Annotated in this window: 16 protein-coding genes and 3 tRNA genes; 11 read left to right on the top strand and 8 right to left on the bottom strand. The window is 69.8% G+C overall.

Annotation, left to right across the window (positions count from 1 at the left end; all coding sequences use genetic code 11):
- The first annotated feature begins 1 nt into the window (after position 1).
- From E2C04_RS18285 to E2C04_RS16615, 3 genes are all read left to right on the top strand, one after another.
- On the top strand, positions 2 to 439 hold the full coding sequence (locus tag E2C04_RS18285) for a replication initiator (protein ID WP_194098869.1): 438 nt from the start codon (positions 2 to 4) through the stop codon (positions 437 to 439).
- Positions 440 to 525: 86 nt separating this feature from the next.
- Positions 526 to 798 (top strand): excisionase family DNA-binding protein, encoded by a 273-nt coding sequence (locus E2C04_RS16620; RefSeq protein ID WP_202977821.1) that lies wholly within the window; start codon positions 526 to 528, stop codon positions 796 to 798.
- Positions 791 to 1,948 carry a tyrosine-type recombinase/integrase gene (locus E2C04_RS16615; RefSeq protein ID WP_158630738.1) on the top strand — a complete coding sequence of 386 codons (1,158 nt, stop codon included), beginning with the start codon at positions 791 to 793 and terminating at the stop codon, positions 1,946 to 1,948. The genes E2C04_RS16620 and E2C04_RS16615 overlap by 8 nt, the downstream gene beginning before the upstream one ends.
- Positions 1,949 to 2,071: 123 nt before the next feature.
- Here the strand turns inward: E2C04_RS16615 and E2C04_RS16610 are convergent.
- Positions 2,072 to 2,144, bottom strand: a tRNA-Arg gene (locus E2C04_RS16610).
- A 499-nt stretch (positions 2,145 to 2,643) separates the two neighbouring features.
- Here E2C04_RS16610 and E2C04_RS16605 point away from each other — a divergent pair.
- Entirely contained in the window at positions 2,644 to 4,455 is a 1,812-nt protein-coding gene (locus E2C04_RS16605; protein WP_238694350.1) for a phosphoenolpyruvate carboxykinase (GTP), read from the top strand.
- Between the two features lie 192 nt (positions 4,456 to 4,647).
- Positions 4,648 to 5,649: a LuxR family transcriptional regulator gene (locus E2C04_RS16600; RefSeq protein WP_135833447.1), complete on the top strand. Its 1,002-nt coding sequence runs from the start codon at positions 4,648 to 4,650 to the stop codon at positions 5,647 to 5,649.
- 153 nt (positions 5,650 to 5,802) lie between these two features.
- Here E2C04_RS16600 and E2C04_RS21165 read toward each other — a convergent pair whose 3' ends face one another.
- The 3 genes from E2C04_RS21165 to E2C04_RS16590 form a co-directional block, all read right to left on the bottom strand.
- A complete protein-coding gene (locus E2C04_RS21165; RefSeq protein WP_268234018.1) occupies positions 5,803 to 5,928 on the bottom strand; it encodes a hypothetical protein in 126 nt (41 codons plus the stop codon).
- Positions 5,929 to 6,215: 287 nt separating this feature from the next.
- Positions 6,216 to 6,307 (bottom strand) — tRNA-Ser (locus tag E2C04_RS16595).
- A gap of 43 nt (positions 6,308 to 6,350) precedes the next feature.
- Positions 6,351 to 6,800: a hypothetical protein gene (locus E2C04_RS16590; protein WP_135833446.1), complete on the bottom strand. Its 450-nt coding sequence runs from the start codon at positions 6,798 to 6,800 to the stop codon at positions 6,351 to 6,353.
- Positions 6,801 to 6,910: 110 nt separating this feature from the next.
- Between E2C04_RS16590 and E2C04_RS16585 the strand changes: the two genes are divergently transcribed.
- Both E2C04_RS16585 and E2C04_RS16580 read left to right on the top strand, forming a co-directional pair.
- Positions 6,911 to 7,327, top strand: a complete 417-nt coding sequence (locus E2C04_RS16585) for a hypothetical protein (RefSeq protein ID WP_135833445.1) — start codon at positions 6,911 to 6,913, stop codon at positions 7,325 to 7,327.
- A 67-nt stretch (positions 7,328 to 7,394) separates the two neighbouring features.
- A tRNA-Ser gene (locus tag E2C04_RS16580) sits at positions 7,395 to 7,482 on the top strand.
- Positions 7,483 to 7,558: 76 nt separating this feature from the next.
- Here the strand turns inward: E2C04_RS16580 and E2C04_RS16575 are convergent.
- A complete protein-coding gene (locus E2C04_RS16575; protein ID WP_135833444.1) occupies positions 7,559 to 7,867 on the bottom strand; it encodes a hypothetical protein in 309 nt (102 codons plus the stop codon).
- 103 nt (positions 7,868 to 7,970) lie between these two features.
- On the opposite strand from E2C04_RS16575, the gene E2C04_RS16570 reads away from it, so the two are divergent.
- From E2C04_RS16570 to E2C04_RS16560, 3 genes are read left to right on the top strand one after another with little or no spacing between them, the layout of a single operon-like run.
- Complete coding sequence (locus tag E2C04_RS16570; RefSeq protein ID WP_135833443.1) at positions 7,971 to 8,849, top strand: AAA family ATPase; 879 nt, start codon at positions 7,971 to 7,973, stop codon at positions 8,847 to 8,849.
- Positions 8,846 to 9,715 carry a universal stress protein gene (locus E2C04_RS16565; protein ID WP_135833442.1) on the top strand — a complete coding sequence of 290 codons (870 nt, stop codon included), beginning with the start codon at positions 8,846 to 8,848 and terminating at the stop codon, positions 9,713 to 9,715. The genes E2C04_RS16570 and E2C04_RS16565 overlap by 4 nt, the downstream gene beginning before the upstream one ends.
- A gap of 33 nt (positions 9,716 to 9,748) precedes the next feature.
- Positions 9,749 to 11,113 (top strand): vWA domain-containing protein, encoded by a 1,365-nt coding sequence (locus tag E2C04_RS16560; protein ID WP_135833441.1) that lies wholly within the window; start codon positions 9,749 to 9,751, stop codon positions 11,111 to 11,113.
- A gap of 32 nt (positions 11,114 to 11,145) precedes the next feature.
- Here E2C04_RS16560 and E2C04_RS16555 read toward each other — a convergent pair whose 3' ends face one another.
- Together E2C04_RS16555 and E2C04_RS16550 are read right to left on the bottom strand one after the other, a co-directional pair.
- Positions 11,146 to 11,670 (bottom strand): LytR C-terminal domain-containing protein, encoded by a 525-nt coding sequence (locus E2C04_RS16555; RefSeq protein ID WP_135833440.1) that lies wholly within the window; start codon positions 11,668 to 11,670, stop codon positions 11,146 to 11,148.
- Positions 11,670 to 11,972, bottom strand: a complete 303-nt coding sequence (locus tag E2C04_RS16550; RefSeq protein ID WP_135833846.1) for a type II toxin-antitoxin system VapB family antitoxin — start codon at positions 11,970 to 11,972, stop codon at positions 11,670 to 11,672. Before E2C04_RS16550 ends, E2C04_RS16555 begins: the two co-directional genes overlap by 1 nt.
- Positions 11,973 to 12,036: 64 nt before the next feature.
- On the opposite strand from E2C04_RS16550, the gene E2C04_RS16545 reads away from it, so the two are divergent.
- Positions 12,037 to 13,620 carry a helicase HerA-like domain-containing protein gene (locus tag E2C04_RS16545; protein ID WP_135833439.1) on the top strand — a complete coding sequence of 528 codons (1,584 nt, stop codon included), beginning with the start codon at positions 12,037 to 12,039 and terminating at the stop codon, positions 13,618 to 13,620.
- Here the strand turns inward: E2C04_RS16545 and E2C04_RS22190 are convergent.
- Positions 13,601 to 14,254 carry an FtsK/SpoIIIE domain-containing protein gene (locus E2C04_RS22190; protein WP_420873112.1) on the bottom strand — a complete coding sequence of 218 codons (654 nt, stop codon included), beginning with the start codon at positions 14,252 to 14,254 and terminating at the stop codon, positions 13,601 to 13,603. The two genes, E2C04_RS16545 and E2C04_RS22190, sit on opposite strands and share 20 nt — an antisense overlap.
- Positions 14,255 to 14,295: the final 41 nt, after the last annotated feature.

The raw sequence follows: 14,295 nt of genomic DNA, 5'->3' as shown, positions 1-14,295 counted from the left end.
GATGGCTCCCGGCGCATGCGGCTCCAAGGCCCACGCCGAACACACCTTGGGATGCGGTGGCCGGCGAGTCCTGGTCTCGCGCAAGTGGACCGGCAAGACACTCAAGATCCATCAGGCCGACCGGGCAGAGGTCGTCCGCCAGACCCTGTTGGCTGCTGGCGTCGAGGTGCCCGAGCTCGAACGTATCGACGCGAGCGTGGTCCGGGAGGACGGCCAACAGCGCTTCCAGTGGCGAGTGTGGGATCCGCTCGAAGCCAGAGCTCCCGTCTATCGCCAGGTGATGACTCGTGCCATCGCACAACGCATCCAGTGGCGCACCGACTACGAAGCCGCCAAGGCGCGAGCAGGCCCCACGAACGCACCACCCCGTCCTCCCGATAACCAGCGCCCCCTGCTTGGGGTGGCGTCGGTCAAGGGGGAGCGAAGCGAACTCACGTAGTGACACGAAGTGCCCTTGACGGGCGACGCACCAAGCAGAACCTCTCCGTTCGGGAGGACGGGGTACCGCAACCCAGGAGGCTCACGATGACCCAGCACCTGTTCGAGATGCCGCAGACGACCACCGGCCCGGAGCCGGTCACCGTGCGGCCCAACGTCTGGCTGCTCAGCAGCGACGAGATCCCGCCGCTGCTCTTCACCTGTGAGCAGGCAGCTCGCTTCCTCAACGTCGGTCGCCACCGCATCTTCGATCTCATCCGAGTCGGTGAGCTCCGGTCGGTCAAGGTCGGAAACTCGCGCCGTATCTCGGCTCGTGCCCTGGCCGACTACGTCGCTGCGCTGGAGGTCACCAGTGGCTAACCGCAAGCGTTCCAACGGAGAAGGTTCGATCTACCAGCGCAAGGACGGGCGCTGGGTGGGCGAGTTGTACGTGAATCAGTCAGACGGCCGCCGCGTCCGTCGTCAGGTCTACGGCAAGACCCGCAAGGAGGCCGAGACGAAGCTCGCTGACTTGCGCTCCAAGTCGGACAACGGGGTTCCCATCCCCTCCACGCAGCTGACGCTGGAGCGGTTCCTTGGCGAGTGGTTGGAGCAAATCGTGGCCCCCAGGGTCCGACCGAACACGTTGAGCCACTACGCCTTCCACATCGACAAATACCTGGTCCCGGACCTCGGCACACGGCAGCTGGGCAAGCTGACCGCCCGCGAGGTGCGGCTCTACCTTGATTCGCTGGGACGGGCCGGGCGAGGGGTAAGGACGATCAGGTACGTCCACGCCACGCTGCGGGCAGCCCTCGAGGACGCAGTCCGCGAGGAACTCATCGAGAAGAACGTGGCGAAGCTCGTACGCCCACCGTCAGCACCGCGCGCAGAACGGCAGCCCCTGACGGTCGACGAGGTGAAGGTGCTCTTTCGGCAGTCACGTGACAACCGACTCCACGCGCTGCTCGTCGTCATTGCTCTGCTCGGTCTTCGTCGCAGCGAGGCCCTTGGGCTCCGCTGGGAGGACGTCGACCTGGAGGCCGGCACGCTCACCGTCAACCAGGGGCTCCATCGCGTGGACGGCAAGCTCCAAGTGATGCCGACCAAGACGGCTCGCTCTCGCCGGACCCTTCCGCTGCCCGACGTCGTGGCCGAGGTGCTTCGCGACCACCGGGATCATCAGGAGAAGGAGCGGGTGGACCTGGCGGAGCGTTGGCCCTCGTCGGGGTTCGTCTTCACCACGCCCATCGGCACACCGATCGATCCGGACAACTGCTCCAAGTTCGTCCAGGCATCGCTCAAGGCAGCTGGGGTGCGGAAGGTGCGCATGCACGACTTCCGCCACGGATGCGTCTCCGTACTTCTGGCCCTGGGCGTGCCGCCCCGCATCGTCATGGAGATCGCCGGCCACTCGGCGTTGGAGATGACGATGAACGTCTACGCGCACGTGTCCCTGGACGACAAGCGCGACGCCCTCAACAAGCTGGGCGGGCTCTTCGGCGAAGAGGCCCCGGAGGACACGGAATGAACGTCGTTGCTGTCAAGATCGCTGTCAACTGGCGAGCGACAGATGCCGCGGAGCGCAGCAGGCGCCATTCAGAAACGACAAAACCGCAGGTCATCCGGTGGATGGTCCTGCGGTTCTGGTCTGTGCGCCTGTAGGGATTCGAACCCCAAACCTTCTGATCCGTAGTCAGATGCTCTATCCGTTGAGCTACAGGCGCCCGTCGTGGCGCTCGGCGCTGCGACTCGGTAGACATTAGCCGAACAGTCGACGGGATGCGAAATCAGGGTCCCGGGCGGCGCGAGGTGACAGGGAGCGGACGCCGGAGGGCGGGGGCCGACAACGGGCGTACCCTGACGGCAGGAACTGGTGACCGCCCGCCTCACGGACCACCCACCGCACGGCGCAGAACCCAGTCCTCCCTGGCCGGCCGCGACGCTCGCGGCGGCTCCGGCTGCTCGACCAGCAGCCCGGGACGTACGCCGAAATTCGTGACCGTCGCCACAGCACGGGCTCGTTTGGTAAGACCGCGCGCGGCTGTCATGATGCGGGGGACCTCCCCGCGCGCCAGCGCGGGAGGCGTGCGGATTACCGTGGTTGCGCATCTAACGCTTCGGTGAGATCGAGGGGGATGGTGCGCAGCCCTGCTGCACACACAAAAGGGCGGGCGCCAGCCCTCCGGAATCACCGGCACATTCCATGAATTGGAGCAAGGCACGATGGCAGACGTTGAAGCAGTCCTCGACGCGGCGGGCATCACCAACCCGCACGTGCGTGAGTACGTCCAGCAGTACGCTGACCTCACCGGCGCTGAGCGGGTCGAGGTGGTGTCTGCTGACGACGACGCTCGACTGATCCAGGAGGCGCTCGACGCAGGTGAGCTCCTGCCGGCCGGCAAGGGCCGCTACTACTCGCGCTCGTACCACAAGGACACCGCCCGCTCCGAGGAGCGCACCGTCGTCGCGACCAACGACGAGAAGGACAAGGGCGTCTACAACAACTGGAAGCCGGCTTCGGAGATGAAGCCCCTCCTTCACGAGAAGATGAAGGGCGCTTCCGCCGGCAAGACCATGTACGTGATCCCCTACCTGATGGCACCGGCGGGCAACGCCCTCGCGCCGTGGGGCGTGGGTGTCGAGCTGACCGACAACCGTCCGGTCGTGCTCCACATGATCCGCATGGCTCGCGTCGGCGCCTGCTTCGTCAACGAGCTCGAGGACCAGAACCAGTTCGTCCGCGCCGTCCACGTCACCGGCGACCTCCCCAACCTGGGCCAGGGCACCGACGACGACCAGCGCTGGTTCGTGACCGTCGCCGACGAGCGCACGATCCTGCACTACGGCTCCTCGTACGGCGGCAACGCGCTCCTGGGCAAGATCGCCCACGGCCTGCGCCAGGCTGCGTACGACGGCTGGTCCTCCAAGAAGTTCCTCGGCGAGCAGTACATGCTCATCGGCATCAAGGACAAGGAGACCGGCAAGACCTACCACGTCACCGGCGGTTTCCCGAGCGCCTCGGGCAAGACCAACCTCGCCATGATGCTCCCGCCGGACGCCCTGGGCGACCGCTACGAGGTCTACTTCTACGGCGACGACATCGCCTGGCTGTGGGTCGACGAGAAGACCGGCAAGTTGATGGCGATGAACCCGGAGAACGGTGTCTTCGGTGTCGCCAAGGACACCAACGAGACCACCAACCCGACCGCGCTCGGCTCGATCGACGAGTCCAGCGAGGCCATCTTCACCAACGTCGCCTACAACCCCACCACCCAGGAGGTCTGGTGGGAGGGTCGCACCAAGAACCCGCCGGCCGACGTCACCGGCTGGGAGGACTGGCGCGGCAACCTGATTTCGGAGCGCACCGAGGCCCAGAAGGACGACCCGTGGGCGCACCCGAACAGCCGCTTCACCACCACGCTGTCCAAGGTCCCCAACATCGCCCCCGACTGGGACGAGGCGGCCGGCGTGCCGGTCGACGCGATCATCTTCGGTGGCCGCACCCGTGACCGCGAGCCGCTGATCCGTGCGATCACCGACGTCGCCGAGGGCGTGTACGACGGCCTCACCCTGGGCGCGGAGGCCACCTTCGCCGCCGAGGGCACCGAGGGCGTCCTGCGCTACGACCCCATGTCGAACCGCCCCTTCATGGCGTACGGCGAGGGCGACTACGCGCGTCACTACCTCGACATCATCAACGCCGCCAGCGACAAGCCGCTCTTCGCGCACGTCAACTGGTTCCAGCGTGGCGAGGACGGTCGCTTCCTGTGGCCCGGCTACCGCGACAACCTGCGTCCGCTCCTGTGGCTCATGCAGCTCAAGAACGGCGAGGTCGAGGGCGTGCAGACGCCGGTCGGCATCCTCCCCAAGAAGGAGGAGCTCAACCTCGAGGGCCTCGAGATCGACGCGGACGACCTCGACGCCGTCCTGCGCATCGACAACGCCCGCTGGCAGCAGGAGATCGGTCACCGCACCGAGCACCTCGAGCAGTTCCCGAACATGCCGAGGAGATCTGGGAGGCCCACAACCGTGTGAAGGCCGCCCTGGAGGCCGACGGCGAGTGATCTCAGTCGTCTGAGCGGACTCGTTCTGCCGACCGGCCCCGGACTCCTCGGAGTCCGGGGCCGGTTGCATTTGTATGCCGTCCACGTTTGCTCGCCACGTGTGCAATTATCTGCAAGTCAGGCGCGCTCTGCCGCGCACGCCGGGGACGAGAGGGTGAGGTCCGTGCCCCAGTACGGCCCTGAGGACAGGGAGCTGTTCGAGCAGGTCGCGACCCCCTTGTACGAGGCCGTGGTCGCGACGGGGAGCATCTCCGCCGACGACGCCCGCCTCGCCGTCGCCGAGACGCGAGCGGCCTTCGACCTGCTCGTGCGGATGGGCCTGCTCGTCGCCGAGGGCGACCGGATGGTCCCGGTCGACCCGTCCACTGTCTCCTCGCTCGTCGTCGCCCCGATGGGCCAGCAAGGCGCCACGCTGATCTCCGAGTCGGCGCACTGGGCCCAGGCCTTCACCGGCCTCGGCCACATGTGGCGCAAGGCGCCGGGCGTCGCCACCGGTGCCTTCACCGAGGTGCGCGGCGAGGCCATCAACCCCTTCATCGCCTCCGTGGTCGCCGACGCCGAGTTCGAGCTGCTGACCGCCCAGCCGCAGACGGGGCGCAACGCCGCGACCCTCGCCGCGGCCACCCAGCGCGACATCGCCGCCCTCGAGCGCGGCGTCAAGATGCGCACGCTCTACCAGCACTCGGCCCGCCGCAGCCGCGTCACCCACAAGTACGTCGCAGCCGTCAGCGCGCGCGGTGCGGAGGTGCGTACGCTCGACGAGTTCTTCAACCGCCTCATCGTGGTCGACCGCCGGATCGCGGTCGTCCCCGGCCACGAGGGCCTGGCCGTGGCGCTGGCGGTGCGCGAACCCTCGATGGTCGCCTACCTGGTCGACATGTTCGAGCGGACCTGGGAGCGGTCGCGCCCCTTCGCCAACCGCGAGAGCACGGTGAGCCGCGACATCGCCGCCGAGCAGCGGGCGATGACGATCCGGATGCTGATCGCCGGCTACGCCGACCCCGCCAGCGCCAAGCGCCTCGGGGTCAGCCCGCGCACCTACGCCGGCTACGTCTCGGAGCTGAAGGCCGAGTTCGAGGCGCAGACGCGCTTCCAGCTGGGGTACGAGATGGGTCGCCGCGGAGTCTCGGGCCAGGAGGTCTTCGAGGAGTCGGACGGCGACTGACGCGTCGTACGCGCGTCGTCAGGAGACATGAAAGGACGACGGCAGCGGCCCTGGGGTCGCTGCCGTCGTCCTCGCGAGACCGGCCTTGGCGGAGGCGTGGGATGCGTGGTCCGACGGGGGATCGGGGACGCACCTGGTCTCGCTTGCCAGTTGTCAGCGACCTCCGCCGCTGATGTAGCCCCAGCTCGTGTCGAGCTTGGCTTGGGCTGACGCGACGCTGGCGTTGACGCTGAGGAGTGCAGCAACGGCAGCAATGGCAAGTACGCGGGCGATCTTCATCTGGTCACCTTCTCGGGGTAGTGGGGGTGGGGTTCCCAACTGCTCTCATTCTTGGGTGACGAATCAGTTCCGTCACTCGGAATGGCACTGCAAGTTTCTGCAATGCACGAACTTGTAGAACGGGACGCTGCCGAGTCAGCGGGGTCTCTGCACCCAAACTCGCAGACCGAAACCCCTCCGCGCAAGGTGCCGCTCGCGTCGCCGCCGTGCAGAGATGTGCAGATCCGTGAGGTCGTGAGGCGAAATGCGAAGACTCCGCCCGAGCGTGGCTCGGGCGGAGTCCTGACTGGCGGAGGCGGCGAGATTTGAACTCGCGAGAGGTTTGACCCTCAACCCGCTTAGCAGGCGGGCGCCATAGACCGGACTAGGCGACGCCTCCATGCAGCGACCACAGGCTACAAGGCAGCCTGCCCGGTCGCCAATCAGCCCCCCAGGGGCCGGATGCCGTGACCTCGGTTGAGGTGGGCGGCGACGTCGTTGGCGAACTCCTCGCGGTCGACGTGGAGGACAGCGACGGGGATCGACGTCGTACGCCCGTCGCGCAGCCGCAGCACCACGACGGGCGAGCCCAGTCGCTCGCTGGTGACGGCGTCCTCGACGTCCTTCCAGCGGGCGGCGTCGACGCCGGCGCCGCGGATCCGGCGGACCTGGTAGCCCTCGTCGGTGAACCGGACGACCCAGCCGTTGGTGAAGACCATCAGGCCGACGACGGCGACGATGACGACCAGGCACGGCACGAGCAGCACGGCGCTGTGCCAGTTGGCCACCGCGACGCCCAGGGTCACGAGCGCGACGACGACGGCCATGGCCAGCATCGTCAGTCCCAGCAGGCGGGCGGTCAGGGCGGGGGAGAATCGATAGTCGGACACCACGACCCGATTGAACACAACCCGTGAACTCTCCTCCAAAACGGCCTTGCCAGCGTGACGTGACGGACGTCACACTCGGGGGTCACGAGCATTTCACCTTCTCGGGAGGCGTCATGAGCAAATCCGGAGCAGGGGCCCTGGATCCCTCGATCCCCGTCCAGCGGCAGGCGCCCGACAGCGCCGACGCACTCACCCGCGCCATCGCCGACCTCGACCGCCTCGCCGACGGACCGCTCGGGGTCTGGCGTGCGACCCTGCTCGCCCGGCTCGACGAGGTGCGCGAGCTGCTGGTGGTGGAGTCGCCCGGTCCGGTCGACTGGCTCGAGGCGCGCCGGTCGGTCGCGGTGCGCGAGCGCAACGTGCTGCTCGACCGACTCACCGTGCAGCGCCACCAGGTGCTGGGCGTCGAGGACGTCGACCGCACGTCGTACGAGGTGCGGCGCCTGGTCGCGGACGTACGACGTCACCTGCAGCGGCTGCACGACATCGCCTACGACGAGGTGGAGTTCGAGGCGGGCGGGTCGGAGTGAGGCGGCACACCGAGACTGCGGGTCGTCGGAGCGCCTAGACTGCTCCGCGAGCGCCCCAGGGCGCCGAGGAGGGGTGCCGGAGCGGCCGATCGGAACCGCCTTGAAAGCGGTCGTAGGGAGACCTACCGCGGGTTCGAATCCCGCCCCCTCTGCCACGCCTGCCCCGCAGGAACGCCACAGCCCCCGGTCGGAATGACCGGGGGCTGCGTCGTCGTCAGGTGTCGAGCGAACTCAGTCGTCGTCCTCGTCCTCGTCGTCGCCCTCCTCGATGGCCTCCTCGAGGTAGTCAGCGGCGGCACGCAGCAGCTGCACGGCCACCTCCGGGTCGACGCCGCCCAGCAGGATCTTCAGGCCCAGGTCGGCGGGGAGGTCGAAGTCCCACTCGTCGTCCTCGGGGGCGCCCTCGCTGAGGTCCACGAGCTCGAGGTGGAGGCCCGGGCTCTCGTGGCTGACGGTCGCGACGTGCTCCGCGGACTCGTCGGCGATCATCTGTGCGGCGATGCTCAGCACTGCCTCTTCGTGGTCGTGGTCGTGGCTCATGGGTCTCCTTGGTCGCTGGGTGGAGCGAGCCTAGCCCGAGCGTGTGAGTGAGGTCTCCCGGCCTTGCGGGCGCGCCACCCCGTGAAGGTCCTACATTGGCCCCATGAGGCAGCGATGGTTCTCGTCCCCCGACGACGCGGCCGAGCGGTTGCGGGCGGCGGGCTACCTCGCCGACACCGCCACCGCGACGACCACCTTCCTGACCGGCGCGCTGGAGAAGCCGCTGCTCCTCGAGGGCCCGGCCGGCGTCGGCAAGACCGAGCTCGCCAAGGCGGTGGCGCGGGCGTGCGGCGCCGACCTCGTGCGCCTGCAGTGCTACGAGGGGCTCGACGAGGCCCGTGCGCTCTACGAGTGGAACTACAAGAAGCAGCTGCTGCGCATCCAGGCCGCCGGCGGTGACCAGGACTGGTCGAGCACCCACGACGACATCTTCGACGAGGAGTTCCTGCTCACCCGCCCGCTGCTCACCGCGATCCGGCGCGAGGAGCCGACGGTGCTGCTGATCGACGAGGTCGACAAGACCGACGTCGAGGTCGAGGGCCTGCTGCTGGAGGTGCTCAGCGACTTCCAGGTGACCATCCCCGAGCTCGGCACCATCACCGCCACCTGCCGCCCCTTCGTCGTGCTCACCTCCAACGCCACCCGTGAGCTCTCCGAGGCCGTGAAGCGGCGCTGCCTCTACCTGCACCTCGACTACCCCGACCTCGAGCGGGAGCGCGAGATCGTGATGGGACAGGTGCCCGAGGTCGACGAGGCCGTCGCCCGCCAGGTCGTCGAGGTCGTCGGTCGGCTGCGCGACCTCGACCTCAAGAAGGCCCCCTCGATCGCCGAGACGATCGACTGGGCCCGCACCCTCGTCGCGCTCGAGATCGGTGACCTCGACGAGGCCGCCGTCGTCGCCACGCTCGGCGCGGTGCTCAAGCATGCGTCCGACCTCGACAAGGCCGTACGCGAACTCAAGGCACACAGGAGGACACGATGACCACTCCCACCACCACCCGCACCGTCGCCGTCGCCGTCGACGGCTCGGACGCCAACCGGGCCGCCCTCGACTGGGCGGTGATGCACGCGGAGGCCGCCGGAGCCGACCTGCTCGTCGTCACGGTCGCCGAGCCGTACGAGGTCATCGGCCCCTACGTCCCCGAGATCTCCCCGACCGAGTACCTCGAGCCGGTGGTGCGTGCCGCCGTCGAGAAGGCCCGCGAGACCCTCCCCGCCGAGCGGGTGAAGACATCGCTGACCCTCGGGCACCCCGTGCCGGTGCTGCAGGAGCTCTCCGCGTCGTACGACGTCCTCGTGCTCGGAAAGCGCGGCCTGGGAGCCTTCGGCCGCCTCGTGATGGGTTCGACCTCCATCGCCGTCGCCGGTCGCTCGTCCGCGCCCGTCGTCGTCGTGCCCGACGGCTGGGAGGCGCAGTCGCGCCTCGACGCCCCGGTGGTGGTCGGCGTCGACGTCGACAAGGACCACACGGCCGGGCTCCGCTTCGCCTTCGAGCTGGCGAAGGCGCGCAACGTCGACCTCAAGGCCGTGCAGGTGTGGGAGCCGCACCCGGCGCTCACCGCCGACTCGCAGGTCTACCTCACCGCCTTCGACGACTGGGTGGCCGCCTCGGGCGCCGAGTTCAAGACGCGGCTCAAGGAGATGGCGACCGACTTCCCCGACGTGGTGGTCGAGGTCGTGCAGGTCATCGGGCAGCCCGCCCGGCACCTGCTCGAGGAGGCCAGCCAGGCCCAGGCACTGGTGCTCGGCCGTGACGCCAAGGAGCGCCTCAGCGGCTTCTCCCTGGGGTCGGTGGCCCGCGGCGTGCTGCACCACTCCGACGTGCCCGTCGCCGTGATCCCCGCCTGAGCCCGAGCCTGACTGAACCTGGCTGAGCTGTCGATGTCGCTCCTGGACCGCCACCTCGGCTTCGTCGAGGCCCTGCGTGAGGCGGGACTCTCCGTCTCCCTCGCGGAGGGGCTCGACGCGGTGGCGGCACTGGGTGCGGTGGGCTGGCACGACCGGGAGACCGTCCGCACCGTCTATGCCGCGACCGTGGTCAAGCGGCAGACCCAGCGCGTCACCTTCGACGGCCTCTTCGACCTGTGGTTCCCCCGGCTGGTCGGGGAGGGCGCCGGCGCCGAGCCGCTCGAGGACGAGACCGGGTTGCGCGACTCGGCGGCGCAGCTGCGGGACTTCCGCGAGCGGCTGGCCGAACGGATGTCCGAGGGGCCGCCCGAGCAGAGCCCGGAGATGGCGACCGAGGCGATGGGTCGCTTCGGTCGGATGCCCGGGCGCGCACCGGGGCAGACCGGGTGGTCGCCCTACAACACGCTGCGCCGGGTGGCGCCGGACGAGCTCGTCGGTCGGCTCGTCGAGGCGCTGATGGGCCAGGGGATGGGCGAGGAGGAGGCCGACCAGGAGGCCCGCGCCCGGGTCCAGGGCTTCCGTACGCAGGTGGAGGCCGAGGCGCTGCGTCGGCTCGCCGCCGAGCGCGACCTGGTCGAGCTCGCGCGCACGACGTTGCGCCCCACGATCGAGAAGCTGGAGTTCACCTCCGCGCGCAAGGCCGACCTGGAGGAGCTGCGCAAGGCGCTCTATCCGTTGGCCCGCAAGCTCGCGACACGCCTGACCAAGGAGCAGCACGCGCGGCGACGGGGGACGCTGGACTTCCGGCGGACCGTGCGGTCGTCGCTCGCCACCGGTGGGGTGCCGCTGGAGACCCACCACCGGCCGAAGCGGCCGCACCGCAGCGAGCTCGTCGTGCTGTGCGACGTGTCGGGGTCGGTGGCCAACTTCGCCCAGTTCACGTTGATGCTGGTCTTCGCCCTGCGCGAGCAGTTCACCAAGGTGCGGGCCTTCACCTTCGTCGACGACGTCCACGAGGTCACCGACGTCTTCCGGCCGGGCGCCGACCCGGGCGAGGTCTTCGCCGAGCTCGCCTCCCGCAGCGCCCACGCGGCCCGCTTCGGACGGACGAACTACGGGGCCGCGTTCAGCCGCTTCGTCGAGGAGTACGCCGACGCGCTCGGCCCCAGGACCACCCTGCTGATCCTGGGGGACGCGCGGTCGAACTACCGCAACCTCGCCGAGGAGGTGCTGGCCGACATGGTCGACCGGTCACGGCGTGCCATCTGGCTCAACCCCGAGCACACCCGTCACTGGGGGACCGGCGACTCCGCGGCGCCGGTCTACGGCGAGGTCGTGCCGATGACGGAGTGCCGTAACCTCACCCAGCTGTCGGAGTTCGTGCACGACCTGGTGTGAGGGTCAGGCGCTGCGGTGGAGCGGGCGGCCGGTCAGGCGGGGGTGTCGGCGGAGCCGGGCGGGCTGCAGATCGTCGCCGGGCCCACGGACTTCACGGAGGTCGGGGCCTTTCCGACGTCGCGCATCGGCACCCGACCGTCGCCGACGACGACGACCACGCCGGGACCGAGCGCCTTGCCCTTGACCACCGTGGCGTTGCGGAACTGCGCCCGCACCAGCGCCACGGCCGGGTTCTTGGCGTTCTCGGCCCAGATCTGGACCCCGCGCACCTTGGCGTCGGGGACGTTGCCGGTCCTGGCCTCGACGAACCCGCGGCCGGCCAGGTCACCCATGGTGCGGGAGGCGAGGCCGTTGCGCCTGCTGGCGTTGAAGACGCTGACGGTCACCTGCGCCGGGAAGACCTCCTGGCCCTTGGCGATCCGGGTGTCCACGCAGGGAGGCAGGTCCTCACTCGTCGGGAAGGGAGAGGTCAGCGCGACCCAGCCGACGACAGCGGCGAGGACGACGAGGGCGACCAGGGACGCCAGCGTCACCCGCGCGGTGGCGGCGGGGCTCATCAGCCGTCCCCGTCGATCACGTGGATGCGGGCGTGCAGGACGCTGCGCTGGTGGAGCGCCGCCCGCAGGGCGCGGTGCAGCCCGTCCTCGAGGTAGAGGTCGCCCTTCCAGCGCACCACGTGGGCGAAGAGGTCGCCGTAGAAGGTGGAGTCCTCGTCCAGCAGCGCGGCCAGCTGCAGGGTGTCCTTCGTGGTGACCAGCTGGTCGAGCCGGACCTGGCTGGGCGGGATCGCTGCCCAGGCGCGCGAGGACAGCTGGGGGTCGGGGTAGGGCCGACCGTCGCCCACGCGCTTGAAGATCACGCCGCGACTATATCGACGGTCTGGGTGCATGCTCGGAGGTCCGTCCGCTGGTTAGGGTGCAGCCATGAGCGACATGCCCAGCCACCCCGTGGTGCAGAAGGTGCTCGACGGCTACGCCTTCACCGGACCCGCGATCGAGCTCGGTGGCCTGGTGGTCGACGAGGCGACGGTCACCGACGTCCCGGTGCGGATCCCGCTGGCGATGGTCAACCGGCACGGACTCGTCGCCGGAGCCACCGGCACGGGCAAGACCGTCACCCTGCAGCTCCTGGCCGAGCAGCTCTCCTCCCAGGGCGTCCCGGTCTTCGCGGCCGACGTCAAGGGCGACCTCTCCGGGCTCAGCCTCGAGGGGGCGGGCGGGGAGAAGCTGCTCGCCCGCACCTCCGCCATCGGGCAGGACTGGCAGGCGAGGTCGAACCCGGTCGAGTACTACGCCATCGGCGGCGACGGGATCGGCATCCCGCTGCGCGTGACCATGGCCGCCTTCGGCCCGATGCTGCTGGCCAAGGTGCTCGAGCTCAACGACACCCAGGAGTCCAGCCTCGGGCTGATCTTCCACTACGCCGACGTCAACGGACTGCCCCTGCTCGACCTCGCCGACCTGCGGGCCGTGGTGGCGCACCTCGTCAGCGACGAGGGCCGGGCCGACCTCAAGGGACTCGGTGGGCTCTCCAGCGCGACCGCCGGGGTCATCCTGCGCGAGCTCATCGCCTTCGAGGCCCAGGGCGCCGACGTCTTCTTCGGCGAGCCCGAGTTCGAGGCCGCGGACCTGATCCAGGTGACGCCCGACGGACGCGGCCTGATCAGCCTGGTCGAGCTGCCCACCCTGGCCAGCAAGCCGGCCGTCTTCTCGACCTTCCTGATGTGGCTGCTCGCGGACCTCTTCCACGACCTGCCCGAGGTCGGCGACCTCGACCGGCCCAAGCTGGTCTTCTTCTTCGACGAGGCGCACCTGCTCTTCAAGAACGCCTCCCAGGGCTTCCTCGACCAGATCGCCCAGACCGTGCGCCTGATCCGGTCGAAGGGGGTCGGCGTCTTCTTCGTGACCCAGAGCCCCACCGACGTGCCTGACGAGGTGCTGGCCCAGCTCGGGTCGCGCATCCAGCACCAGCTGCGTGCCCACACCCCCAACGACGCCAAGGCGCTCAAGGCCACCGTCAACACGTATCCCACGACCGAGTACGACGACCTGGGCCAGGTCATCACCGGCCTCGGCATCGGTGAGGCGGTCGTGACCGTGATGAGCGAGCGGGGCGCGCCCACCCCGGTCGCCTGGACGCGGCTGCGCGCGCCCGAGTCCCGCATGGGCGCCGCCGACACCGACGCCATGCAGGCCGTCGTCGCGGCCAGCCCCCGCCACGCCAAGTACGCCGAGCCCGTCGACCGCGAGTCGGCCCACGAGATCCTCACCGCCAAGCTGGAGGAGGGCGCGCGCAAGGCCGCCGAGGACGCTGCCGCCAAGGAGCAGGCCCGCGAGGCGGAGGCGGAGGCCAAGGCCGCGAAGAAGGCACCCGCCCGCAAGAAGGCGCCGGCCAAGGAGCCCGACGGCATCGTCGACCAGGTGGTGAAGTCGCCGGTCTTCAAGGACTTCATGCGCACGGCCGCGCGCGAGATCGCCCGAGGCATGTTCAGGTCCGGTCGCCGCTGACGGCGACCACGGGGGTTCGGGCGGGCACCTGCGCCACCTGGAACGCCCGAGGGGCGCGGCCGCGCGTCGTGAGGCGGGCGCGACCGGGCGGCGTACGGGAGTCGGGGGTGGCGGTCAGGTCCAGCGTGGCCGCGTCGAGGTCCGTGAGCGCCTGGACCAACGGGTCGTGGCCGCGGGTGCCACGTCCGGTGCGCTGGGCCACCACGACCCGCAGGCCGACGTCCCGGGCCACGGGTAGCAGCGGTGCGAGCCGGTGCAGCCCGCTCTCCTGCCCGCCGCCGGCAGTGACCAGGTCGTGGTCGTCGACCACCACGACCACCTCGGCGCCGGTCCACCAGCTGCGTGAGCGCAGTGACTCGGCGTCCACGCCCGGTCCGGGCACCCGTCCCTCCAGGTAGGTGGCGAGGTCGGCGAGGGCGGCCCCGGTCTGTCGTCGTGAGACCAGGAGGTGCAGCAGGTGGTCGTGGCCCACGACCCCCTCGAGCGTGCCGCGCGGGTCGACGACGACGACCTGGAGCTCGCTCGGGGTGTGGACCCGGGTGACTTCGTGCAGGTACGTCCGCAGCGCGCTGCTGCGCCCCGAGCCGTGGGTGCCCCGGACGACGAGGTGCCGCTCCGTGTCGAGGTCGAGCACCACCGGCTCCGGGTCGCCGTCGGCACCCAGCAGGAGGGCAC

Origin of the sequence: Nocardioides daphniae (genome assembly GCF_004777465.1) — a bacterium.
Classification (GTDB): domain Bacteria; phylum Actinomycetota; class Actinomycetes; order Propionibacteriales; family Nocardioidaceae; genus Nocardioides; species Nocardioides daphniae.
The sequence above is the reverse complement of the archived record's forward strand: the minus strand, read 5'-3'. Positions and strand labels throughout refer to the sequence as shown.